A 23,196-nucleotide genomic window follows, 5' to 3' on the forward strand; every position below is an offset into this window, starting at 1 on the left:
CTGCTTTCTTTGCCTACTTTCTTTGCAGCAGCAAAGAAAGTAGGTGCCGCCCCGCACAGGGGCAACGCTAATAGACCACTAATAAAACGGGATCCGGCGAAAACAAAACCTAAGCCACCTGCGCCGCCTGCCCCCCCAAATAAGCCTCGATAACCTTCTCATTAGCCTGAATCTCGGAAGGCTTCCCTTCGGCGATTTTCTGCCCGAAGTCCAGCACGGAAACCGTATCGCAAACGCTCATCACCACATCCATATGATGCTCGATCAACACAAGCGTGATGCCATGATTGCGCACCTTGCGAATGATCGCGACGAGTTCGCGAATATCCGGCGCGGTCAATCCGGCCGCGGGTTCATCGAGCAGAAGCAATTGCGGATCGAGCGCCAACGCACGCGCGATTTCAAGCAGACGCTGCTTGCCGTAGGGCAGATTGCGCGCTTCCTCTCCGGCGACATGCTCCAGGCCCACAAAACGAAGCATGTTGAACGCACGCTCGCGCGCCGCGCGCTCTTCGCGCCGATATCGCGGACTCATCACGCCGACATCCGCGATGTTCGATCTGAACGTGTGATGCAAGCCGACGAGCACATTCTCCAAAGCCGTCATCTCGCCGAAGAGCTGCACGTTCTGAAACGTCCGAGCGATGCCCGACAGCGCAATCTTCGACGACGTACGCCCCGCGAGCGATTGCCCCTCGTATTCGATCGCGCCAGCAGTCGGGACATAGATGCCCGTCAGCACGTTCATCATCGTGCTCTTGCCGGAACCGTTGGGACCGATGAGGCCGTGGATCGTGCCGCGCTTCACAGTGAGATTCACATCGTTCAACGCCTTCAGGCCGCTGAACTGCATCAGCACGCCGCGCACGTCGAGGATCGTATCCGCGCCTTCCGTATCGACCGCCGCGACGGCATCGTCCTGGCGCGTATGGCTCGCGAGCTCATCGGTATCGACCTTCGTCACGCGCACGCGGCCAAGGTTCAGCGTCTTGCGCACGAAGCCGACGATGCCATCCTGCAGGTAATAAACGACGAGCAGGATCATCAGACCGAAGATGGTCAGACGCCAGTCGGTGAGCGCCTCGATCCAGAACGAAAACACCGCGAGTCCCGCCGTGCCGACGATCGGCACCGCAACGCGCTGCGGCGTCGTGGTCTTCTTCGCGAGCGCAAGCGCGGCGCCCGCGACGACGACGACCGCCAGCGCCGTCGCGACGACGCGGAAGTTGGAGATATCGTCGAGCAGCTTGGGTAACATGACGATCACCGTCGAACCGATGATCGCGCCCGTGCGCGTCTTGCGTCCGCCCATGATGATGGCGAGCAGGAAGAGGATGGTCAGTTCGAAGTTATAGGTGTTAGGCGAAATGTATTGCTCGGAATACGAGTACAGGCAGCCCGCGAGGCCCGCGAATCCCGCACTGATTACGAATGCAATTACCTTGTAGCGATACACCGACACGCCCATGCAGTCCGATGCGATGGGGCTGTCGCGCAGCGCTTCGAATGCGCGCCCGAGATGCGACTTCAGCACGCGATGCACGACGATCAGCGACACGACGAGCAGCGCCGCGACGAGCCAGTAGTACTGCACCTCGTCGAGCCTGTGTCCCGCGAACATCGGCTTCGGGATCTTGAGACCCATCGGTCCGTTGGTGAGGAAATCCATCTCGTTGATGAGAATCTGGATGATCGTGCCGAACGCGAGCGTCACCATCGCGAGATACGGACCGGACACGCGCAGCGCGGGCAATGCAAGGATCGCGCCGAAGCCGGCTGTGATCAGAATCGAAAGCGGCGCGGTCAGATAGAACGGCATGCCGAGCTTGATGAACAGCACGCCCGCCGTGTATGCGCCCACGCCGAACAATCCCGCGTGACCGAGCGACACTTGCCCCGTGTAACCCACGACGATATCGAGCCCGAACAGCAGGATCGCGTAGATCATGATGGTTTCGACGAGGTGGATGTAGTACGGATTGCCCGACGCCACCGGGAAAATTGCGAGTGCGGCGAGTCCGACGAGCGCCGCGATCCAGTTCTTTGCTTTCATCGTCGCCGCCTCAGACTTTCTTGATCGCCGTCTTGCCGAAGAGACCTGCGGGCTTGACCGCGAGCACGATCAAGAGCAGCACGAGTCCCGGCACGTCCTTGTAGCCGGTGGAGATATAGAAGCCGGTCGTCGTCTCCGCGATGCCCAGGATCATCCCGCCGACGATGATGCCCATGCCGCTCGACAAGCCACCGATGATCGCCACGGCAAACGCCTTGAGGCCGAGCACCGCGCCCATCGTCGCGCCGGTCAATGTCAGCGGCGCGATCAAAACCCCTGCAAATGCAGCGGTCAACGACGAAAGCGCATATGAAAACGTGATGACGAGGCCGGTGTTGATGCCCATGAGCGACGCTGCATCGCGATCGTTCGCGGTCGCGACCACGGCCTTGCCGAAGATCGTCTTGCGGTTGAAGAACTCGACCGCGAGCATCATCACGAGCGCGCCGCCGACGACGAGCAGTTCCATCGGCAGCACGTTTGCGCCGAAGACCTTCAGTGGCGCTTCGGGCAGGGGCGAAGGAAAGCGCAGATCGTCGCGGCCCCAGACGTTTTCCGCGACGTTCTTGAAGATGATGCCGAGCGCGATCGTCGACATGATCCAGCCGAACTCGGACTTGATCTTGATGGCGGGCCGCACGCCGATGCGTTCGACGAACGCGCCCTGCGTGAGGCCGAAGAGACACACGAGCGGAATCATCAGCCAGTAGTTGACGCCAGCGGATACGAGCGTGAGGCCGACGAGCGCGCCGAGCATCAGGGCATCGCCCTGGCCGAAGTTCAGCGTGCCGGATGTGGCGAAGGTGAGTTGATAGCCGAACGCGATCACGGCGTAGATCATGCCGAGTGCTATGCCGCTATAGACGAGTTGAAGGAGGATCATGGTCGGGGTTTTTCTTGTGCAGGTCTGCGCTTCTTGAGATTCCTGATTTCGCTTCGGTCTATAGCTTTTGCGTGATGCTGTTTTGCTGGATCGCGTTTTCGTGTCGGCTCGGTGTCGTCGCCGGATCCCGCTCTCGCGTCGGTCTATTAGCACTGCCCCTGTGCGGGGCGGCACTCACTTTCTTTGCAGCGGCAAAGAAAGTAAGCAAAGAAAGCAGCTACTGATACGCCCGCGGTCACACGCAATTTGGGTAGTCCTCTCGTCCATCGTGGGCTGCCTAAAGAGTGCCCTCAAACACCTAATCGGGCTCGGCTCGCGCACGGTCTGTGTCATCGCACCACACAACAAACGGGTTCAGCACCAAATAGCTCCGGCCCGCTTCGCGGCCGACCGGTCAATCGGGTCCGCGCGTGCTTCTCTACTAACGTCTCCATCTCACTGCAATCGCCGCCCTTTGGTTTCCCTTGCATACCCAACGGCAGCGCGTAGCGCTGTGCCGAAGCTCTTTCGTGCTGAACCAGCGGCCATCTGAAACTAGCTCGTCAGACCGTGCGCGATCCAAGCCCGATTGGTCCTTTGAGGGCGACACTTAGGCGAGTGCCATCGAGGACGAGAGAACTACCCAAATTGCGTGTGACCGCGGGCTTGAAAAGCTGCTTTCTTTGCCTACTTTCTTTGCAGCAGCAAAGAAAGTAGGTGCCGCCCCGCACAGGGGCAACGCTAATAGACCGACACGACTACGGGATCCGGCGATATAAAAAAATCAATTCGAAGCAGTAGTGGTCTGCTTGGACCGCAGAGTCCCGCCGCCTTTCTTATCGGCGTCATACGCATAGATCACCCGCCCGCCCTTCACCTCCCCGATAACCGGCACATTCGGCGTAATAGCCTCGTGATCGCCCTTCGTAAAGGGCTTGTCGTACACCATCACGACACCTTCCACCTTAGTGTTCAAATTCTCGAGCGCTTCCTTGACCTTCGGCCCATCCGTCGTCCCCGCCTGCTTGATCGCCGCAGCAAGCAAATACACCGAGTCATAACCTTGCGCAGCAGAAACCGGCGAATCGATCCGCTCGTTCTTCGGCTTGAATTCCTTCAGATAAGCCTCGATGAAGGCCTTGCGCTTCGGCGTGTTCGCTTCCTGAATGAAAGTCTGCGGCATGCGCGCACCTTCGCCGTTAGTGCCGGCATTGTCGATGTAATTGGCCATCGAAAGCGTCCAGCTACCGATCAAAGGCACCTTCCATCCAAGCTTGGCCATGCCGTTCGCGATCTGCGCAAGCTCGGGCCCGATGCCGTAAGTCAGCACCGCTTCCGCACCGGCCTCCTTCGCCTTCAGCAACTGGGCCGTCATGTCGACGTCCTTGATGTTGAACTTCTCCACGGCGACGGGCTTCACGCCTTTCGCGGCAAGCGCCTTTTCCAGATCCTCGCGGCCGAGCTGGCCGTAGTTGGTCGAATCGGCGAGAATCGCGACCTTCTTGAAGCCACGCTTCGTCACCGCTTCCTCGACGATCATCGGTGCCTGAATGCGATCGGCGGCAGCGTTGCGGAACACGTAGTTATCGGGCTGATCGTCGAATTGCTTCGTCACCACCGTGCCGGTCGCGACATTGTTGAACACCGGAATCTTCGCTTCCTGAAAGAAGCGCTGCGATGCGAGCGCTACGCCCGTGTTGATATAGCCGACAACCGCGACAACCTTCTCCTTGTTGATGAGCTCCTGCGCGATCTGCACGCCGCGCTCGTTCTTCGCTTCGTCATCGCGCTCGACCAGCACGATCTGACGCCCAAGCACGCCGCCAGTTTTGTTGATCTCGGCGGTGGCAAGACGCACGCCATCGCGCATGCTGACACCCATGGAAGACGAACCGCCCGTGAACGGACCATCGACGCCGATCTTGATCGGGTCGGCCGCGTGCGCCAACGAGAAAACGCCGAACGCGAGCGTGCTCGCAATGAGCTTCATCTTCATGTGTGTCTCCGTCGCCTGATTCGTTATTTGAAAGTCCCATGCAACGCGGCGAACTTCGCAATGCGTTTTAAACGCATTCCGCGTTATCGATTACATAGACTGTGAGCGAGTTTAGAAAAATGTAAGGATATGACCATATTCGGACATACCCGAAGAGCACGAGCGTTAGGCCACACCCAATGCATCGCAACTGTGCAAAGCCCTGCATAACCCGGAAAAGATGCGAATTTACACAGCATCCCAAAGCGTTTTCATGGCTTTCGAAACGGAGAAAACAGCGGGTATACGCGTAACGCCAAAGAAAAAAACGCGCGGCATCCCGGAGGATGACCGCGCGTAACCTTGCGCACTCTTCAGGCTATCGCAGCGATGACAGCGTTTGCGCGATGCACTTGTTATCGCGGCGCACCGGTTTCGATCGCGTGCGCGAACTGACGCAGCACCGCGCCCGATGCATCGGTGACGGCCCAGAACGTCATGCCATCGTGATTCCAGCGCGCGAGCGCGTAACCATCGTCGGATTGCGTGACGACCGGCTCCGTCTTCGCTTCGCCCTTGCGCTCGGGAAATACGTACACGTCGATCGGATGCTTCAGGTAGCGATACACGACGACCGCCACCGGCCGATGATCGATGTAATCCAGCCGTCCGCCGACGAGCGCGAAGCCCGGACCCGCCGGATCGATCACCGGCGGCGCATAGTCGATCCGGCCGTTGAACCACGGCTTAACCGTGTGCTTGTCGCTGGACAACACGTCGATCGGACGATCCGACATCAGCGCGCGCACATGGCTCGACACGATCTCCTGCGCGATGGGCGAGCCCGTCGATACGGACGAGACGAGCGGCAGCGCCTGGAACCACAGCATCGTGCCGAGCACGAGCGCCGAGAGCGTCGCGCCCGCGAATGCGCCGCCGAAGAACGGCCACGGCGCGGCAAACGGATTGCGCGAGCCGCGTTTCGCCGGACGCGCCGGCTCGCGCCTGCGCGCCTCTTCCTCGGCCTGAGCCCGCACGCGCGCCAGCACTTGCGTGCGCAGATGCACCGGCGCGCGCTGATACAGCGAACCATCGGTAAGCCTCGCATCGAGCGAGGCAATGTCGTTATTTTCCATTTCCCGACTCCTCTGCGTGACCCGGTCCCGCGCGGCGCACGAGGCGCACGCTCGGCTTGTCCTGCCCGCCCTGGGCCGCGCGCACCGCCCCCGCCAGCATCTTGCGGCCGCGCGCGAGCCGTGACATCACCGTGCCGATCGGCACGCCGGTCACGGATGCAACTTCCTTGTAGCTCATGTCTTCGAGTTCGCGTAACACCAGCACCTCGCGAAAGGCGATCGGCAGCGCCTCCAGCGCGCGATGCACCAGATGAATTTCGTCGCGGCGCACGGCGAGCGTTTCGGGATCGGCCGCGCCTTCCTCCGACCATCCCGGCAAGGCTTCGTCGCCGCCCAGTTCCTCGTCGTAGGGCGTCGCGTCGGCGAGTTGCACGCGCCGCCGCCACTCCGTGAACCACGTATTGCGCACGATCGCGAGCAGCCACGCACGCGCGTTCGCCTCCTCGCCGCCTTCGAATCCGCCGAAGAAACGGAACGCGCGCAGATAGGCTTCCTGCACGACATCGTCGGCATCGTTCGCGCTTCCCGACAGCCAGCGCGCGAGGTTGTACGCGGCGTCCAGATGCGGCATCACCGTCGCTTCGAAGCGCGCGTGGACCGCCTCGGCGTCCGCCTGGCCGCGGCGCCCGGACCTGTCTTCTTTCGACCTGCCTGGCCACATCGCGCGGGTCTCCTTTCCACAATCACGTTCGGAAAACTTCGTTCGGGCGCGGCGGCATCGCTTTTCCGCGCCTTCCCATCCGATACTCCTCACGCGGGCGCTTTATTCCCGTTTGCAACGGCGACTCAAAAAAATATAGCGGGAATATCCCGCCGCATTCGCTGGTTCGATGGACGGATGCCAACGCGATCCTGCCCGCCGCAACGGGCATCGCCGGCTTCGCGCCCATGCACCGAGCCGCCGTGGGCCCGACTTCACCGATTCGAACGACAAGAACCGCGGCCGTCATCATCAAAGGAACCATCATGAAACCCGACCCGAACGCACTGCCGCCCGCGCAGCAACGCGACGAACTCGACGAGCACGGCAAGCGCCGCCGCACCGCACTTTCGTGCATGGCCTGGGCGGGCGCCGGCGTCATCTGGACGGTGAGCGGCGGCGTGCCCGTTTCGCGCCTGATCTCGTCGGCGGAAGCGGCCGAGCAGACCGGCTCGTTTAGCTTCGTGCAGATCAGCGACAGTCACATCGGCTTCAACAAGGATCCGAACACGGAGCCGACGAGCACGCTCGAAGAAGCCATCAACCGCGTGAGCGCGATGGAAAAACGCCCCGCGTTCATGATCCACACGGGCGACATCACGCATCTGTCGAAGCCCGCGCAATTCGACACGGCGACGCAGATCATCGGCAAGTCGGGCATGGACGTGCATTACGTTCCCGGCGAGCACGACGTGCTGGTCGAAGAAGGCAACGCGTTTTTCGACCGCTTTTCCGGGCAATACGGCAAAGGCAGCACGCGTCACTGGTACAGCTTCGATCAGGGCGGCGTGCATTTCATCGGCCTGACCAACGTGATCGACCTGAAGGGCGGCGGCCTCGGCTTTCTCGGCGATGCGCAGCTCGCGTGGCTCAAGGCGGATCTGCAGGGCAAATCGAGCAGCACGCCGATCGTCGTGTTCGCGCACATTCCGCTGTGGGCGTTGTATCCGCAATGGGGATGGGGCACCGACGACAGCGCGCAGGCGCTCGCGCTCTTGAAACGCTTCGGCTCGGTAACGGTGCTGAACGGCCACGTCCATCAGGTGGCGCAGAAAGTGGAGGGAGAGATGCGCTTTTATTCGGCGATGTCGACGGCGTTTCCGCAGCCCGCGCCGGGCGCACCGTCCGGTCCGGGGCCGATGAAAGTGCCATCCGAACAATTGCGCACGATGCTCGGCCTGCGCGAAGTCACGCATATCGCGGGACGCGGGCAACTTGCCGTCACCGATACGTCGCTCGCGGGGGTGCAGTCATGATCGCATCGACGATTGCGCACTACGTTTCGCCCGACAATCTCCGCCCGCTCGCCGGCAAGCTGCTGCGCCAGGCCGCGCTTGCGCTGGTCGTGAAAGGCGTCATCGGCGTGGCGATTCCGTCGGCGTGCGCGGCAGAACCCGCGCAACAGGTCGCGCTGGCGAACGCGCCGACCGTTTCCATCGACAACTTCGCGTTCAATCAGGCGACGATTACCGTGCCCGTCGGTACGAAGGTGACGTGGGTGAATCACGACGACATGCTGCATACCGTCGCCGACGAGGGAAAGAGCTTCAAGTCCGATCCGCTCGACAGCGGCGACAGCTTCTCGCATGTGTTCGACAAACCGGGCACGTACAAGTACTTCTGTTCGCTGCATCCGCACATGACGGGGACGGTCGTCGTGCAATGAGTCGCGTCAGCCGCGCGCCTTCGCGATCGCGGCGAGATTGCCCACGCCGAATCCGTGATGCCCGCGCCGCTCGACGATCTCGAAGAACATGTCGCCGGGCTTGCGCTCGACGAACGTCTGCAGAAAAAGCTGCGGCGTGCCGTCTCCGAGAATCTCGCCGTCGACGAGAATGCCGCGCGTGCGCAGCTTTCCGATGTCGAGACCGTGGCCCGGCAGACGCTCGTCGATCTCGTCGTAATAGCGCGGAGGCGGCTGCAGGAAGCGCACGCCGCGCGCCATCAATGCATCGACGGAAGCGAAAATATCCGCCGATGCCAGCGCGATATGCTGCACGCCCTCGCCTTCGTGATCGGGCAGATATTGCTGCATCAGATCCGTGCGATAGGTGCCTTCCTCGTACACCGGAATGCGGATCGAGCCGCACGGCGAAAGCGTGACGGCGGAATCCTGCGAGACGTGCCAGTCCGGATGCACCTGATGAATCTCCGAGAAGTGCAGCACTTCCCGATAGAAATCGAGCCATTCCTGAATGCGGCCTGCGCCGACCGTCTGCGTGAAGTGGTCGACTTCGAGCAGGCCGGTGCCGTTGAGATCCGCGCGTGCTCCGGGAATCGGACGAAAGTCGATGTCGTAGATCGACGTCTCGCCGCTGTTCTTGCCCGGCCAGTGATCGACGAAATAGATATGGGAATCGCCGATGCCTTGAATCGCCGGAATCGCAAGCTCGTTCGGGCCGATTTTTTCGCCCTCGAAATCCCACGCGCCGTATTCGAGCGCGCGCTCGTGGGCGACCTGCGCATCGAGCACGCGAATGCCGATCGCCGCGATGCCGACGCCATGCGACTCGGCAAAGCGCGACGCGAACGAATCCGGCTCCGCGTTCAACAGAAAATTCATGCTGCGCTGGCGAAAGAGCGTCACCGCCTTGCTGATGTGCTGCGCGACGGGCACGAAGCCGAGCGTCTCGAACAGTCGGGCGAGCCCTGCAGGATCGGGGCTGGAAAACTCGACGAACTCCAGCCCCGCGATGCCGAGCGGATTGTCGCCGAGGTTCGAATCGGGCGTCGCGCGGGCGGAGGAAGAGGAGTCGGGCTGGGTCATCGGCAATACCTCGAAAATGTACGATCTGGTTCACGGACGCAAAACTACCACGACCTGCTGCTTCCGTGCGACCGGCGGCTTCATCCAAATGGCCGCGACGATGCGCCTAGAGTAGCGGCAGCGGGATTGCCGTGTCAAAGCCGGGGCCGCCCGACGCGTCCCGGCCGATCGTACGCGCCTTCAGGCGGCGAGGCGCGCCGCGCTCATCGACGGACGCTTCGCTTGCGGCGGAAACACGTTCCAGGTGCCGTCGTCATGGCGGAAGAAGATGATCGCGAGCGGGCCGCCCGGATGCTGCGCCTCGATGCAGACGTAGCGCGCGCCGGTGACATGCGAACGGCACAGACGCACGACGCGTGCCGGATGCGCGGCAGTCGGGGCGAGCCATTTGTCGACGGCCCAGTGCAGCGAGTTTTCGGTGGTTTGCATGATGGTCTCCTCGGAATCGATCGGCAAAACGTGAGGTTCAGGCTGCGAGCGCCACATTCATGCGGCGGCGGCGTTCGGCGGCGACATAGGCGCGGAAGAGTCCCGCCACGGCTCTGACGGCCGCGTGGGGATCGATGAAGCACGCTTGCACCTGACGGCTGCGGGCGCGGCCGTCGAGGCACCACGTAACGAAGTGCTCGCAGTTGTTGGTGAGCAGGTGATAGTTGTCTTCGCCGAGGCGGCTGCGGGCGCGGCGCACCGCTTCCATGCCGACGAACTTCGCGGCCGGGTTCTGGCGGATCGTGACTTCATGACCGGCGGCGAACTGCTCGACCGGGACTTCCTCGACCGGGCCGCGATGCAGCGACTTCGCGAAACCGGCATAGTGGATGACCATGCCGTTGCCGGCGTAGATGCCGTGATGTTCATAGCCGGAACGGCGCGTGACGAGTTCGGTGCCGAGCGCGGGTTCGTCGTCGAGCGAGAAGCCGTTCGCGGCGGCTTGCTGTTCGATCAGTCCGATTTGCTGGTTGGTTGACATGGCTGGCTCCGATTTTTCTTTGCCTGGCGCCAGGTGTTTGTTCGGCGCCGGGTTGCCTAGCCTTTTGCATCTTCCTTGCCAGTTCTGATAAGCCATTGATTACGCGTGGTTATTGCGGAATCGGGAGCGTGTTTCGACGGCGTTGTGTTTTTCATGGGCCAACAGTTTTCTTGCGCGTTTGTTGGACCTGCTGCACCAGAATTCGCGTCGTGCGGGCCGATCGGACGCGCGCCGCGTGTGTTGGTTATGCGGCGCGACGCCAACATCGCTTGTTGGCGACGATCCAACGGATGCGATTCGGCACCCTGCCATTTCGTTTGCGCCGATGCCGCCAGAACGCCGTCCCATCGGCGATTCGGACGCAATCTCCGCCATTTGGCGTGCGTCGGCATGGGCCTTGCATTGATCCGTTCGTCCTGCTCACAGGCCATCCCGGAGAAACGACATGTGCGCCTTGACCGTCAGCGATCTCGAATACGACCGCGTGCTGGATCACGCGGCGATGTCGGCCATCAGCGGCGGAGGCGGTGCGCCGTGGGTGTTCGGCTGGATCACGCCTTTCGTGGAGCGTTCATCGGGCGGCGGGGCCGCAGCCGGCGCGATTACGCTGGTCGATGTGACCAACAACATCTACGCGGTCACGAACAACATCACCAATAACGTGACGAACATCACGGTCGGCCAGATGGTCAATCAGTTTCAGAACGTCGCGGTCAGCAATACGGGCAACGGCGCGAGCCTTACCGTCAGCCCGAATTCGGTCGCGGGGAATCGCGCGGGCTAAAGCGGTGCAGATCAAGATTCGCTTCGGACGCGCGTTGGTACACAATGAGCGGGATCGTCCGCAAGGCCCGCCCGACGCCGCGTCACCCAGCATTCCGGAGGTTGCCGTGACCTTCACCACCGAGTTTCGATGGACATCCGCCGCCCGCACCGACACCGGCTGCGTCCGGCAGATCAACGAAGACGCGCTGCTCGATGCGCCCGAGCGCGGACTGTGGGCCGTCGCCGATGGCATGGGCGGCCACGCGGTCGGCGATCTGGCGAGCCGGATGGTGATCGAGAGCCTCGCGAAGGTATCGCCGGCGAACGATCTTGCGGGCACCATCGCCGATGCCCGCGCGCGTCTTCTCGACGTGAACGACAAGCTGCGTGCGGAAGCGGCGCGGCGCCAGGTGTCGCGCATCGGCAGCACGGTCGTCGTGCTCGCTGCGCGCGATGGCGCGTGCGGTTATGTATGGGCCGGCGACAGCCGCATCTATCTGCTGCGCCAGGGACGGCTCGTGCAGCTCACGCGCGATCACAGCCACGTCGAGGAACTGAAGGCGCGCGGGCAACTCACGGCGGAAGAAGCGCTGCATCATCCGGCGCAGCATCTGATCACGCGCGCGGTCGGCGCGCTCGATGTGCTCGAACTCGACGAGAACACGCTCGCCCTGAACGACGGCGATACGTTCCTGCTATGCAGCGACGGTTTATCGAACGAAGTCAGCGAAGCCGAAATGATGAGCGAGCTCGCGCCGGGCAATTGCGATGTCGCCGCGCAAAGGCTGCTGGAAATCGCGCTCGCGCGGGGCGGGCGCGACAATATTTCAGTGGTCGTCGCGCATGCGGTCGATTTGATGGCGACGGATAAGACGCAGGTGAATCCGTCGATATAAAGGCGGCTCAACCGCCCGCCTCCTTGTTCTTCTGCGCCGCGGCTCGAAACTCCTTCGAATGCAGCCCGTGCTTTTTCAAAAGCATCTGCAGATGCGAGCGGTTCATCTCGTACCGTCTCGCAAGCTCGGCCACCGTTCCGCCGGTTTCCTGCAAGCCTCGTTCGAGAAACGCGCGCTCCGCTTCGTCGCTGGCGACGCGCTTCGCTTCCGCGAGCGAGCTCGCCGTCGCGATGCCGTTTCCGCTCGCCGCCGGCCCGCCCATTGCGAGCGAGAGCGATGACTTCGGCCGTATGTCGACCGGCAGATGATCGATGTCGGCCATATCGCCCGCAAGACACGCGAGGCGGTACACCACGTTCCGCAACTCGCGGATGTTCCCCGGATAGTCATAGTTGCGCAGAAAATCCCGTAGCCGCGGCGACAACTTCACCGGCCGGCGCTTCAATGTCGCGGCCGCTTCGTCGCCGAAATACGCGAGCAGCAGCGGAATTTCATCGCGCCGTTCACGCAAAGCAGGCAGCGTCAGATGAATGACGCTCAGCCGATAAAACAGATCCTCGCGAAAACGCCCCTCGTCGCAGAACTTGCGCAAGTTGCGATTGGTTGCCGCGACGATGCGCGTATCCACCGCAATGGGCTCGTCCGAACCCACGCGCTGAATTTCATGCGCTTCCAGCACGCGCAACAGCTTCACCTGCCCCTGCAAAGGCAGTTCGCCGATCTCATCGAGAAAGATCGTGCCCGTGTGCGCGCTTTCGAATTTTCCCTTGCGATCATTGCTCGCTCCGGTGAACGCGCCCTTGCGATGCCCGAATAGTTCGGACTCCAGTAGATTGTCCGGAATCGCGCCGCAGTTCACCGAGATATAAGGCTTGTCGGCACGCGATCCGTTCGCGTGAATGACCTTCGCCATCAATTCCTTGCCGGTGCCGCTTTCGCCATCGATCAATACCGGCAAGTCCGTCGGCGCGGCTTTTTCCGCGATTTCCAGCGCTTCCAGCAACTTCGGGTTATCGCCGAACGTGCCTTCGAATACGAAGCTGCGTTCGATCAGCGCCTGCCGCCGCGCGCCTGGCGGAAGATCGCGCTTCGGTTCGGCGGCCGCCGCCTGCACGAAGCGCTCCTTGTGCGACAGTTGCATGACTTCGTCGCGCAGGGTGCTCGCCTGCCGCAACAGCTTTTCGATCTCGGGACGCTCGAGCCGCGAGGTCCATCGAAGCGTCGAGCGCAAGATCTCGATCTTCTCGATGAGCCCCGCATACGAAATCGCCGATGACGCGGGCGCGCTGCTATCGCTTTCCGGTTGGTCGAGTATTTTCATGCTGCGCTCAGTTGCTTTTGCACGAGTTGGTAGTACATGCCCTTTCTCGCGACGAGTTCGTCATGCTTGCCCTGTTCGACGATGCCGCCTTCGTACAGCACGAGAATCTTGTCGGCGCGCATGATCGTCGAAAGGCGGTGCGCGATGATGACCGCCGTGCGCCCTTTCAAAATCTCCTGCATGTTGCCGAGAATATTGCTTTCCGATTGCGTATCGAGCGCGGACGTCGCTTCGTCGAATACGAGCAGACGCGGATCGTGATACAGCGCCCGCGCGATGCATAAGCGCTGAATCTGTCCGCCCGACAATCCTACGCCGCGCTCGCCGACCACCTGCTCATAACCGAGCGGCATCTTCGCGATGAACGCGTGCGCGTCGGCCATCTTCGCGACTTCTTCGATACGCCTTCTGTCCGGCGCTTCATCGCCGCTCGCGATGTTCTCCGCGATCGTCCCCGAAAACAGCAGGTTGCTCTGCATCACATAGCCGATCTGCGCGCGAAAGAACCCTTTATCGACGACGTTGATATCGTAGCCATCGACGGTCATCTTGCCTTCGCTCGGCGCATAGAAGCCGACGAGCAGTTTCGCGAGCGTCGTTTTACCGGAGCCGCTGCGCCCGACGATCGCAATCAGCTCGCCCGGCTTGATATCGAAGCTGATGTTCTCCAGCACGTAAGGCGCATCGCCTTCGCCATAACGGAAGTACACGCCGTTGAAACTGATATCGCCCTGCAGGTCGGGCAGCATGACGCGCTGCTGCATGTCTTCGGGCTTCTGCTCCGGCTCGATATCGAGCACGTCGCCGAGCCGCTCCATCGCGACGCCCGCATCGTTCAGCAGGCTCCACAAGTTGATGAGACCCATCAGCGGCGCGAGCACGCTGCCCATGTAGGCATTGAACGCGATCAGTTGCCCGATGGTCAGTTCGCGCGCAAGGACGAGATTCGCGCCGACCCATAACACGCCGATGGTCGTCGCCGCATTGAGCAACTGGCTGCACAAGCCCACCACGATATTGAAGCGCTGCGACTTGTATTGCACTTCGAGCGACTTCGCATACTTCTTTTCCCACTTGAGACGCACCGCGCGCTCGATACCCATGCCCTTCACCGTCTCGACGCCGCCGAGTGCTTCCATCAGATACGAACGCGCATCCGTTCCCGCTGAGAACGTTTCGCGCGCGTTCTGCTTGATGCGCGGCGTCGCGACGACCGTGAGCACCATCATCGGGATGACGAACGCGATCAGCAGCAACGTGAGCTTCACGTTGTAGAGGAACATGATCGTGAAGTAGATGAAGATCATCAGCAGGTTCAGCACGGTCGATACCGTCGATTCGGTGAGAAACGCGCGAATCGTGTGATTCTCCTGAAAGCGCGCGAACACATCGCCGGTCTTGCGCTTCGCGAAGAAGCCGAACGGCAGCGAGAACGTGTGCCTGAAGAACTGCGACATCATCGCGAAGTCCATGTTGCGGACCATGAAGTTCGCGAGATACGCACGTATCGTCGTCATGAGCTGCGTGAACAGGCTCGCGATGATGAGCCCTGCGATCGGCACATGAAGCAGGTTCACGTTCTGATGCACGATCACGCCATCGAGAATGTTCTGGATGATGAGCGGCGGTATCACGCCCAGCACTTGAATGACGAAGGTCGCGAGAAAGAGATGCAGCAGGATCTTCTTGTACGGCTTCAGATAGCCGACGAAACGCAGCCACGGCGAACGCGACACGGCCTTTTGCGTGAGATCCTGCCCCGGCGTGAAAAGCAGACACGTGCCGCTCCAGCCGCGCTCGAACTCGCCGACGGTCATCTTCCTGAAGCCGATCGCCGGGTCCGCGACCCATACGTTCTCGCTCGACACGCCATAGACGATGATGTAGTGGTATCCCTCCCAATGCGCGATGAACGGCATCTCGAAGCCGCGCAACGATTCGAACGTGCACTGCACGCCGCGCGTCGTGAAGCCGAGCGATTCGCCGGCGCGTGCGAGTGAATCCAGCGTCGCGCCGGATGTCGTGACGTTGGCCAGTTCGCGCAGCTTGCCCAGCGTCATGTTGATGCCGTAGTGACGGCAGATCATCGCGAGACAGGCCGCGCCGCAATCCATCTCCTCCGCCTGCTCGATCCACGCGAAGCGCTTGATGACGCGCTCGCCCAGTTCGGGCTTCGTGTGCAGATCGAGCATTGCGGGCAGCTTGCGGCGCTCGGTGATCTTCTTCTGCCGCTGCAATTCGCGCTCGGTGAAGCGGATGCGCTCTTCGAGCACTTCGCGCAGCTTCACGTTTCGCTCGATGATGAAGTGCACGGTCTTCTCGGGAATCACGAGCAGGCGCGTATCGGTGCTCGCGATGGCGGAGGCCATCTGCTCCTGGCGCATCACGCAGGCCTTCTCGCCGAAGATCTCGCCGGGACCGAGCGTCGCGAGCACATGCCGCTCGCCGCCCTCTTCGCGCACGATCCGCACTTCGCCTTGCCGCACGACATAGAGACGCCGGTCGTCGCGCGACTCCTGCTTGAGAATCTCCTTGCCTTCCGCGACACGCTTCACGCCGACGCTGCGCACGCATTCTTCGAGTTCGGCCTTGTCGAGCTTGCCGCGCAGATCGAAGAGCTTTGCGACGAAACCGCCCGCCGAGTTAATGGCGACATAGCTCGTGACGAAGGCGAGCGCGGCGGGATTCTTCGCGATGACGGGGTCGATCGCCGTGCGCGGGATGAACAGCAGCTCGGTCTTGCCGGAGGAGCGCACCGACGACTCATGGCGATAGTCGCGCAGCATCGCGATATCCGCGAAGGTCTCGCGCTCCTTCTTCACCCCCATGCTGATTTCCTTGCCGTGCTCTTCGGTGAAGATACGCACGGACCCCGCTTTCACGATATAGAGTCCATCGGCCGCATCGCCCGCGTTGCACACGGTCTCGCCGAAACCGAAGCGCCGCGACTCCGCTTGCGCCGCGAATTGCTCGATTTCCTCGCGCGTGAAGGGCGAAAGAATCTCCACCGACGAAAGAAAGTCAGCGGGCGAATCAAGGCTGGATGGAGCGTCCATGTCGTGTCGCGTTCCGGTCGATCAGCGTGCTTCGATGACGTGTTCCTGCGCACGCGCCATCATCCAGTCTTCGCGCAGCAGGCGGCGAATTTCCGCGGACACGTCCTCGTCGAGCTTCGCCGGATACTTCGCCGTCACCGCGAAAATCTCATACGATGCGCCGTCCGCCGATACGAACGGCCCGAGCAGATCGCCGACCTCCGCGTTGAAGACTTTCGCTTCGACGTCCGGTTTCATCTGTCCGCGCATCACGCGGCCGATCACGCCGCCCGCGTCGCGCGTGTCGGCGAGCGAGTGCTCGCGCGCCATGTCGGCGAAGCTGTCGGGATCGTCGTTGAGATACGAGATCATTTCCTTCGCGCTGCCTTCGGTGTCGAGCAGGATATGACTGACTTCGATGCTGTCGAACTTCGGCGAGTTGAGCTGGAAGTACTCTTCGATCTCGCGCGCCGTGCCTACCTTGTCGAGCATCTTTTCCTGATACAGCGTGTCGGTGATGAAGACCTCGAACTCGTCGAGGCTCACATGCAGCGCATCGAGATAATTGTTCATGTCCGCCGCGCGATGCAGACCGCGAATGCGCCGGAACTGATCGGCGCGATTCTGGATTTCATCGTCGCTCACGGCGATACCCGACTTCTTCGCCGCGCGCACCGTGAGCTTGTCGCGCACGAGCTGCTCGATGAGACTGTCGAACTGACCATTCAACTTCAATAACCTGATGAATTCGCCGACGTCGACCACTTCGTCGTCGATACGCACAATCGCCGTCATATCGTTCTCCGTTCGGTTCCATGTTGAATTGCGCATCATGTTCGCGTTGCGGCGCCCGTGTAACCCCCCATATTTATCCCGCTACATTGCGGAACGGATCCAGCCCGAGATCGATGAGGCGCCGCTCGCGCACGACGATCTCAGCGGTCGCGGTCATGCCGTAACGCAGCGGATACTTCGTGTCCGCGATCTGATAGGAATCGCGATCGAGCGTCACGCGTCCTTCGTAGACGGGTTGCTTGCTCGTCGGGCTCGGCTTGGTCGCGGGCGAAATGAACGCGAGCGTGCCCTCGATCACGCCATAGCGCTGATAAGGAAACGCATTGAACTTGAGCTTCACGCGCTGCCCTTCGCGCAGAAACGCGCGGTCGTGCTCGGCGATCTCGATCTTGAGCACCGGCTTCGCATTGGCCGGCGCGATGCCGCCGAGCGGCGTGTTCGCCTGTATCTTGTCGCCGGGCTGCGTCGATGTCACGTCCGTCACCACGCCGGACACCGGCGCGAGAATCAACAGGAAATTGTCCTTGTCGATGTTCTCGAACTTGATGCGCGCGGCCGCATCCGCGACGAGGCGCGCGGTCTGTAGTTGCAAACGCAACTTGTCTTCGGTGCTCGCGACTTCGCGCATCGCGGCTTCGTATTGCAGACGCAGGCTCGTCGCTTCCTGACCGCTCGTTTCCAGTTGACGCTTGGCCTGCGTGAAATCGTGACTCAGACGGAAGTCGAGTTCCGCGAGCCGCGATTGCTCGACGCGATACGCGCCGTCCGCTTCGAGATAGGCATTGCGTTTCTGATCGACCTGCGCTTCCGCAATGCCGCCGCCGCCCGGCAACGCGAGCAGACGCTGAAAGCGGTCGAGTTCGACCTTCGCGGCATCGCGGGCGCGGCGCGCGTTTTCGAGCGTGCTGCGCGCTTCCTGCAACTGCGCCTTCTGACCTTCCGCGAGCTTGCTCGTGCCTTCGGCCACGCGCTGCTGATGTTGATGCTCTTCCACATCCATCTGATCCTTGAGCGCGGCGATCTTGCGCTCCATCAGCAGCTTCTTTTCGGGGAACTGCTTCCATTCGCGCTCGGCATCGTCGAGCTTGAGCTGCGCTTCGAGCGCATTGGTCGCCGCTTCGATCGCACCGCGCGCATTCAGGCGCGCGACGACATCGTCCTTGCGCACGGGCTGCCCTTCGGCGATATAGAGATCGGCGAGCTCGCCGTCGATCGGCGCATAGAAACGCCGCACTTCCGATTCCGGCGCGAGCGTGCCTTGCGCCGTCACCATCACGTCCGCATGGCCGACGAACGACCACACGAGCGCCGACGCGACGAGCGCCACCATCGCGAAGACAAGGCCCTGCGTGAGCCGCGCGGGCTCCGCCGTGAGAATCGCGATGCCTTCGGCGCCGTGTTCGCCTAGCGCCTCCGACAGCGGCTTAAGGTGTGCGTCTCTCTTCACTGCTCGTGCCTCCGCCGATCAGACTCAGCTTGGTATTGAGAAGCCCCGGTTCGAGCACCATCCGCAGATCCTGCAGCGAACGCCGTTGCAGATCCGCTTCGGTGTCGATCTCATTGGCGAGCGCGGTCCACTTCGCCGTCGCGCTGTCCGCCTTCACCTGCCGGAAAATACGCATGCCGCGCGTGGCCGCGTCTTCCGCGTCGGACAGCAGCCGTGCCTGCGTCCGGAACACATCCGACACGCCCGATTCGAGCCGCTGCGATCCGCCGATGCCGCCGTTCGTCCGATACTGCTGCCACGACGTTTGCGCCTGCGTCATCAACGCTTGCGCGCGGGCCGTCGCCCTGTCCTTCAACGCGGTGAATTCGGGCGCGACGGCTTTCGCGTAGAACGCGTCGCTCTCGAGATCGAGCGTCTCGTAGAACGACAGCAGCGCGTCTTCGTAGCCCTTCGAGCCGCGCGCCTTTTGCAGCTCGGCGAACTGCGCGGCCACGGCTTTCTTGTGCGCGAGTTCCTTCTGCACGGTCTGCGTCCACGAGCCTTGAGGCAGCTTTTGCAGCGCGTCGATCGCCTGCGCGCTCTGTCCGCGATTCCATGCATCCGCGACGCTCGTGTATTGCGCGAGCACGTCGGGCGGCGGCAACTGGCTCGCGGTCATCTGCCGAAATTTTTCCTGGAACGGCGGCGTCGAGAAATGGGCCTCGCTGACCGAACCCGCGAGCGGCGCGAGGCTCGCACCGTTGATGCTGCGTCGCAAGCCCGCGTAGGCATCGAGATCGGCGCGCACGCGATCGAGACCCGCGAGCCGCGGATACTTGTCCGCATATTCCTTCAACGCCGCGCCGATCGCATCGGGATCGTCCTGGCCGAGATTCTTCGCGATGCTCGCATCGAGCCTCTCGATGGCCGCGAGATACACCGAATCGTCGCTTTGCAGCTTGCGCAGATGACTCAGCGCGAGCGCATACGGATCGCGGAACTCGGGCACATAGCCCGCGATGCGGTCCAGATCGCGCTGGTGTCCCGCCGCGTCCGCTTCCCAATGCTTCAGGATTGCGCCGATGCGCGGCTCGTCGCCGTACATGCGGATCGGCGCTTCGGCGCCGCCACGGCTCATCACAAAACTTTCCAGCTTGCCGATCCATTCGAGTTCGTCGATAAGCGAATGCACGTCTGCGTTGTGCTCGCTGAGCGAACGCATCTGCGCGATGATCGCGTCCGCGTTCGCGAAATCGCCCTTTTTCAGTGCAGCAAGCCAGCGCGGCACGTTGGACTTGAGCACGGCCTCGGTGTTCATCGACGTGAACGGCGCGTCCTTCGGATGCGTCTTCAGATATTCGTTCGTGACGGCCGCGGCCTCGGCGTACTCGCCGTGCTCCATCAGCGATTTGGCCTCACGCTCGTTCGAACCGCTATAGAAAAGCGCGGCGCCGACTGCAACGAGCGCCGTCAGCACGCACGCCACGATGATGCGCGTGCGGCGCGCGGCGCGCGCATCGTCGTTCGCGAGCACACGGCGCAACTCCGACACGAAGAGCCCGAACTTGCTGCGCTTCGCGGCGCGCGCGTCCGGGCGCTTTTCCTCGGCGGGTGTCGGCTGCGCCTCTTCGTTGACTTCATCCTCGCGCGCCGCGGCCTGATCGACGCAGAAGATGTCGAGAAACGAATGCGCCGAGCCGACGAAGGTCGTCTTGTCGCTGTCGGATTCGTCGTCGTGCGATGGCGCGGCGACCTGCGCGACGATTTCCGTGAGCGTCGATTCGCTTTCGTCGCCGTGCAGATGCACCACGTACGCGAAGTGCGTTCCGCCGAACGCGACGCTATCGCCGTTCTTCAGTTCGACCGCCGACGCGCCGAGCCGCTCGCCGTTCACGAACGTGCCATTGGTGCTGCCGAGGTCTTCGACGAACGGCGCGCCGCTCTTGATGAACACATGCGCGTGGCGCCGTGACACGTAATTGACCTGATGCGGATACTCATCGCGATAACGCGAAAACGTGTCGTCGCTCTTGCTAACGAGAAACGGAAACTGCGCGAGTTCGATCGGCTGAAGACCGAGATCGTCGCGCTGCGGCGTAAGCGTGAGGCCGATTGGTTTCGGCACACTCAGACGCCGCGCGCGCGGCGCGAACTGCACGCGATACGACAGCTTGCTGCCGAACGAAATGACATCGCCGCTTCGCACGCGCGCGGGCGTCTCGCGCACGGGCGTGCCATTTACGGCCGTGCCGTTCTTGCTGGCGAGATCGGCGATATAGACGAACCCGTGCTCGATGAAGATGCGCGCATGACGGCGCGAGAGCTGCGCCACGGCTTCGGGCGGACTCGTATCGAACGGCGCTTCGGCGCGGCCGATAGCGAAGAGATTTTCGTCGATACGGATCTCCGTGAGTCTCTCCGCCAGCTCGCGCGCAAGCTCGCCATGCGGCGCGGGCTTCAGGACGACGTCGAACGCCTCGCCCACGCTCGGCTGCGGATCCGCCACGGAAAAGCCTTGAGCCATGTCCATGTCACGAGGAACGTCCAGCCGCTGCCGCCGACGCGCCAGAGGATTGCCCGGCAACGTCGGGCGCATGGACAAGTTGGACCGCGCCGTAATCGAAGTCATTTGCAGCCGGCGGCTGTTGAGAGTTTAAGTCACGCATCGTCGTAGTCAATCGTGCTGCACCGCTGCATCACGCCATCCATGAGCGATTCGGCACGATCGTTAGCAATTCATATTATTAATTTGGTGCACATTATTCATGGAGTGCTTCACTTCAATCCGTCCTTGCTTGCGCTTTGCACATCGACGGTCGGCCAGCCGCCGCCGAGCGCCTTATAAAGCGTCACCGTGTCCGACAGAATTTGCTGATGGTTCGCGAGCAGCGCGAGTTGCGCCGCGAGCAGCGTGCGCTCCGTCTCGAACACCTGAAGCTGCGAGATCACGCCCTCTTTCAGTTGCGCGTCGATCTGCGCGGCGACGATCGTCAACTGATCCACTTCCTGTTGCAGCTCGACGCGCTGCTTCGTATGCGAATCGAGATTGACCAGCGCGTTCTCCACTTCTTCGAACGCGTTCATCACCGTGCTGCGATATTGCTGTTCGGCCACCGTCGTCTGCGCCTCGGTCGTCTTGACGTGAGTGCGCACGGACGGATCGAGAATCGGGATATTGATGCTCGGCACGAAACTCAGCGTGAAGATCTTCAGGAGATCGGTCAGTTGAAAGCTTGCAGTGCCCGCGCGTCCGGTCAGGTTGATGGTCGGCAGTTGCGCGAGCTTTGCCTGGCCGACGAGGTCATACGCTTCGAGCACGCGATATTCGGCCGCGATCAGATCGGGGCGGCGCGCGAGCAACTGCGATGGCAATCCCTCCGGCACCGGCGGAATCTGCACGCGCTTTTGCAGCTTGCCGTCGGGCATCCGGAACTCGCCTGCCGGCACGCCCATCAGCGTCGAGAGCGCGTTGTTCGCGAGATCGCGCGAGCGGCGCAACTCCAGCAACTCGCGCGTCAGCCGGTTGAGTTCGGCGCGCTGCGTGAGCACCTGCGTCTTCGGCACGAGGCCGTTCTTCTGCATGCCTTCGAAGATCGTCAGGATCTGCTGGTTGGTCGCGATGGTCTGCTTCTGCTGATCGATCTGATCGTCGAACTGGAGAATCTGGAAGTACGTCGTCGAGACGAGTGCGACGAGTTCGAGATAACCGGCGCGCCAGTCGGCCTCGGTCGCGCGGAATTCGGCTTTCTGCGCCTGCACGCCCTTCTCCACCGAGCCCCAGATATCGATGTCCCAGCTCACCTGCGTCGCCAGGTTGTACTGCTTCGAGAACTGCTGGCCGGTCGTCTTCTCGAAGCTCGCGCCCGCGCCGAGATCCATCGACGGCAACGCGCCCGCGCGCGCCTCGCCGATCTGCGCGCCCGCCACCTGGATGCGCGCGGCCAGCACCTTGATGTCGAAGTTGCCGCTGATGGCCTTTTCAACCAGCGAGTCGAGATACGGGTCGTTGAACTGCTTCCACCAGTCGGGCCGGATCGTGTCGGATGCGGCGACTTTCGCTGCGTCGGTCTTCGTGAAGGCGGTTTTCTCGGGCGTGTCGGGCCGCTGATACGTCGGCGGCGTCACGTCGATGCAGCCCGAAAGCAGCGCGGCTGCAACCAGCCCTAACGATGGCAACAAGGCTCGCACGATCTCGCTCCCGGTGAACGCGCACCGACGGTCAGTTTCATGGGTGAGAAGCACGGCGCCGGCCGTCCGGTCATTCAAGTAAATCACACGGCGCGCCGCGACTCCATACGGGTTAAGTCACGTTGCGCGCGCGTGCTCTTGAGGCACGTCGCGCGTCGTCGTGACGCGGTCCGGCGACGGATGCGACCCGCGCGCGAACCACTACGCCCGATGCTGAGGGCGGTGTTACGGCGAAGCTCCCCGCGCCCCGCCTTTGCTGCGACTACCTCGATGCTTACCGCACCGATATGCGGTTCATTCCTCGCGA

18 protein-coding genes are annotated in these 23,196 nt (G+C 62.2%); 4 read left to right on the top strand and 14 right to left on the bottom strand.

The window, feature by feature from the left end:
* Positions 1 to 109: 109 nt before the first annotated feature.
* The 5 genes from NCT05_RS19735 to NCT05_RS19755 form a co-directional block, all read right to left on the bottom strand.
* Positions 110 to 2,053 (bottom strand): branched-chain amino acid ABC transporter ATP-binding protein/permease, encoded by a 1,944-nt coding sequence (locus NCT05_RS19735; protein ID WP_008353274.1) that lies wholly within the window; start codon positions 2,051 to 2,053, stop codon positions 110 to 112.
* 10 nt (positions 2,054 to 2,063) lie between these two features.
* Positions 2,064 to 2,936 carry a branched-chain amino acid ABC transporter permease gene (locus NCT05_RS19740; protein WP_008353273.1) on the bottom strand — a complete coding sequence of 291 codons (873 nt, stop codon included), beginning with the start codon at positions 2,934 to 2,936 and terminating at the stop codon, positions 2,064 to 2,066.
* Positions 2,937 to 3,699: 763 nt separating this feature from the next.
* Complete coding sequence (locus tag NCT05_RS19745) at positions 3,700 to 4,911, bottom strand: ABC transporter substrate-binding protein (RefSeq protein ID WP_250503001.1); 1,212 nt, start codon at positions 4,909 to 4,911, stop codon at positions 3,700 to 3,702.
* Between the two features lie 395 nt (positions 4,912 to 5,306).
* The gene (locus NCT05_RS19750; RefSeq protein WP_250435865.1) at positions 5,307 to 6,026 is read right to left on the bottom strand and encodes an anti-sigma factor family protein; all 720 of its coding nucleotides are present in this window, start codon (positions 6,024 to 6,026) and stop codon (positions 5,307 to 5,309) included.
* Positions 6,016 to 6,687 carry an RNA polymerase sigma factor gene (locus NCT05_RS19755; RefSeq protein WP_008353267.1) on the bottom strand — a complete coding sequence of 224 codons (672 nt, stop codon included), beginning with the start codon at positions 6,685 to 6,687 and terminating at the stop codon, positions 6,016 to 6,018. Before NCT05_RS19755 ends, NCT05_RS19750 begins: the two co-directional genes overlap by 11 nt.
* Positions 6,688 to 6,992: 305 nt before the next feature.
* Here NCT05_RS19755 and NCT05_RS19760 point away from each other — a divergent pair, with 305 nt between their 5' ends.
* Together NCT05_RS19760 and NCT05_RS19765 are read left to right on the top strand one after the other, a co-directional pair.
* Positions 6,993 to 7,982 carry a metallophosphoesterase family protein gene (locus NCT05_RS19760; protein WP_175979380.1) on the top strand — a complete coding sequence of 330 codons (990 nt, stop codon included), beginning with the start codon at positions 6,993 to 6,995 and terminating at the stop codon, positions 7,980 to 7,982.
* The gene (locus NCT05_RS19765) at positions 7,979 to 8,392 is read left to right on the top strand and encodes a cupredoxin domain-containing protein (protein WP_008353264.1); all 414 of its coding nucleotides are present in this window, start codon (positions 7,979 to 7,981) and stop codon (positions 8,390 to 8,392) included. Before NCT05_RS19760 ends, NCT05_RS19765 begins: the two co-directional genes overlap by 4 nt.
* Positions 8,393 to 8,398: 6 nt before the next feature.
* Here the strand turns inward: NCT05_RS19765 and NCT05_RS19770 are convergent, their stop codons facing one another.
* The 3 genes from NCT05_RS19770 to NCT05_RS19780 all read right to left on the bottom strand — a co-directional run bounded on the left by NCT05_RS19770 (position 8,399) and on the right by NCT05_RS19780 (position 10,463).
* Complete coding sequence (locus NCT05_RS19770; protein ID WP_250503002.1) at positions 8,399 to 9,493, bottom strand: 4-hydroxyphenylpyruvate dioxygenase family protein; 1,095 nt, start codon at positions 9,491 to 9,493, stop codon at positions 8,399 to 8,401.
* A 180-nt stretch (positions 9,494 to 9,673) separates the two neighbouring features.
* On the bottom strand, positions 9,674 to 9,922 hold the full coding sequence (locus NCT05_RS19775; protein WP_033537064.1) for a hypothetical protein: 249 nt from the start codon (positions 9,920 to 9,922) through the stop codon (positions 9,674 to 9,676).
* Positions 9,923 to 9,959: 37 nt separating this feature from the next.
* Positions 9,960 to 10,463, bottom strand: a complete 504-nt coding sequence (locus tag NCT05_RS19780) for a lecithin retinol acyltransferase family protein (protein ID WP_008353261.1) — start codon at positions 10,461 to 10,463, stop codon at positions 9,960 to 9,962.
* Positions 10,464 to 10,908: 445 nt separating this feature from the next.
* Here NCT05_RS19780 and NCT05_RS19785 point away from each other — a divergent pair, with 445 nt between their 5' ends.
* Together NCT05_RS19785 and NCT05_RS19790 are read left to right on the top strand one after the other, a co-directional pair.
* Positions 10,909 to 11,247 carry a hypothetical protein gene (locus NCT05_RS19785; protein WP_250440633.1) on the top strand — a complete coding sequence of 113 codons (339 nt, stop codon included), beginning with the start codon at positions 10,909 to 10,911 and terminating at the stop codon, positions 11,245 to 11,247.
* Positions 11,248 to 11,353: 106 nt separating this feature from the next.
* Positions 11,354 to 12,124, top strand: a complete 771-nt coding sequence (locus NCT05_RS19790) for a PP2C family protein-serine/threonine phosphatase (protein ID WP_250435870.1) — start codon at positions 11,354 to 11,356, stop codon at positions 12,122 to 12,124.
* 7 nt (positions 12,125 to 12,131) lie between these two features.
* Here NCT05_RS19790 and NCT05_RS19795 read toward each other — a convergent pair whose 3' ends face one another.
* From NCT05_RS19795 to NCT05_RS19820, 6 genes are all read right to left on the bottom strand, one after another.
* The gene (locus NCT05_RS19795) at positions 12,132 to 13,445 is read right to left on the bottom strand and encodes a sigma-54 interaction domain-containing protein (protein ID WP_175979384.1); all 1,314 of its coding nucleotides are present in this window, start codon (positions 13,443 to 13,445) and stop codon (positions 12,132 to 12,134) included.
* On the bottom strand, positions 13,442 to 16,501 hold the full coding sequence (locus tag NCT05_RS19800) for a peptidase domain-containing ABC transporter (RefSeq protein ID WP_250503003.1): 3,060 nt from the start codon (positions 16,499 to 16,501) through the stop codon (positions 13,442 to 13,444). The genes NCT05_RS19795 and NCT05_RS19800 overlap by 4 nt, the downstream gene beginning before the upstream one ends.
* Positions 16,502 to 16,522: 21 nt before the next feature.
* Positions 16,523 to 17,275, bottom strand: a complete 753-nt coding sequence (locus NCT05_RS19805; protein ID WP_008353254.1) for a peptidylprolyl isomerase — start codon at positions 17,273 to 17,275, stop codon at positions 16,523 to 16,525.
* A gap of 73 nt (positions 17,276 to 17,348) precedes the next feature.
* Positions 17,349 to 18,722, bottom strand: coding sequence for a beta-barrel domain-containing protein (locus tag NCT05_RS19810; protein WP_008353252.1), 1,374 nt, complete (start codon positions 18,720 to 18,722; stop codon positions 17,349 to 17,351).
* Positions 18,700 to 21,225: an FHA domain-containing protein gene (locus NCT05_RS19815; RefSeq protein ID WP_250503121.1), complete on the bottom strand. Its 2,526-nt coding sequence runs from the start codon at positions 21,223 to 21,225 to the stop codon at positions 18,700 to 18,702. Before NCT05_RS19815 ends, NCT05_RS19810 begins: the two co-directional genes overlap by 23 nt.
* A 251-nt stretch (positions 21,226 to 21,476) precedes the next feature.
* The gene (locus tag NCT05_RS19820; RefSeq protein WP_250503004.1) at positions 21,477 to 22,889 is read right to left on the bottom strand and encodes an efflux transporter outer membrane subunit; all 1,413 of its coding nucleotides are present in this window, start codon (positions 22,887 to 22,889) and stop codon (positions 21,477 to 21,479) included.
* Positions 22,890 to 23,196 lie beyond the last annotated feature (307 nt).

The organism is Caballeronia sp. AZ7_KS35, from assembly GCF_023631045.1.
GTDB lineage: Bacteria > Pseudomonadota > Gammaproteobacteria > Burkholderiales > Burkholderiaceae > Caballeronia > Caballeronia zhejiangensis.

Excerpts from the sequence above, each read along its gene's own strand:
- NCT05_RS19750 (WP_250435865.1), bottom strand. The coding sequence starts at position 6,026 with ATGGAAAATAACGACATTGCCTCGCTCGATGCGAGGCTTACCGATGGT.
- NCT05_RS19815 (WP_250503121.1), bottom strand. The coding sequence starts at position 21,225 with ATGGCTCAAGGCTTTTCCGTGGCGGATCCGCAGCCGAGCGTGGGCGAG.
- NCT05_RS19755 (WP_008353267.1), bottom strand. The coding sequence starts at position 6,687 with ATGTGGCCAGGCAGGTCGAAAGAAGACAGGTCCGGGCGCCGCGGCCAG.
- NCT05_RS19740 (WP_008353273.1), bottom strand. The coding sequence starts at position 2,936 with ATGATCCTCCTTCAACTCGTCTATAGCGGCATAGCACTCGGCATGATC.
- NCT05_RS19800 (WP_250503003.1), bottom strand. The coding sequence starts at position 16,501 with ATGGACGCTCCATCCAGCCTTGATTCGCCCGCTGACTTTCTTTCGTCG.
- NCT05_RS19745 (WP_250503001.1), bottom strand. The coding sequence starts at position 4,911 with ATGAAGATGAAGCTCATTGCGAGCACGCTCGCGTTCGGCGTTTTCTCG.
- NCT05_RS19760 (WP_175979380.1), top strand. The coding sequence starts at position 6,993 with ATGAAACCCGACCCGAACGCACTGCCGCCCGCGCAGCAACGCGACGAA.
- NCT05_RS19775 (WP_033537064.1), bottom strand. The coding sequence starts at position 9,922 with ATGCAAACCACCGAAAACTCGCTGCACTGGGCCGTCGACAAATGGCTC.
- NCT05_RS19795 (WP_175979384.1), bottom strand. The coding sequence starts at position 13,445 with ATGAAAATACTCGACCAACCGGAAAGCGATAGCAGCGCGCCCGCGTCA.
- NCT05_RS19765 (WP_008353264.1), top strand. The coding sequence starts at position 7,979 with ATGATCGCATCGACGATTGCGCACTACGTTTCGCCCGACAATCTCCGC.
- NCT05_RS19770 (WP_250503002.1), bottom strand. The coding sequence starts at position 9,493 with ATGACCCAGCCCGACTCCTCTTCCTCCGCCCGCGCGACGCCCGATTCG.
- NCT05_RS19805 (WP_008353254.1), bottom strand. The coding sequence starts at position 17,275 with ATGACGGCGATTGTGCGTATCGACGACGAAGTGGTCGACGTCGGCGAA.
- NCT05_RS19735 (WP_008353274.1), bottom strand. The coding sequence starts at position 2,053 with ATGAAAGCAAAGAACTGGATCGCGGCGCTCGTCGGACTCGCCGCACTC.
- NCT05_RS19785 (WP_250440633.1), top strand. The coding sequence starts at position 10,909 with ATGTGCGCCTTGACCGTCAGCGATCTCGAATACGACCGCGTGCTGGAT.
- NCT05_RS19780 (WP_008353261.1), bottom strand. The coding sequence starts at position 10,463 with ATGTCAACCAACCAGCAAATCGGACTGATCGAACAGCAAGCCGCCGCG.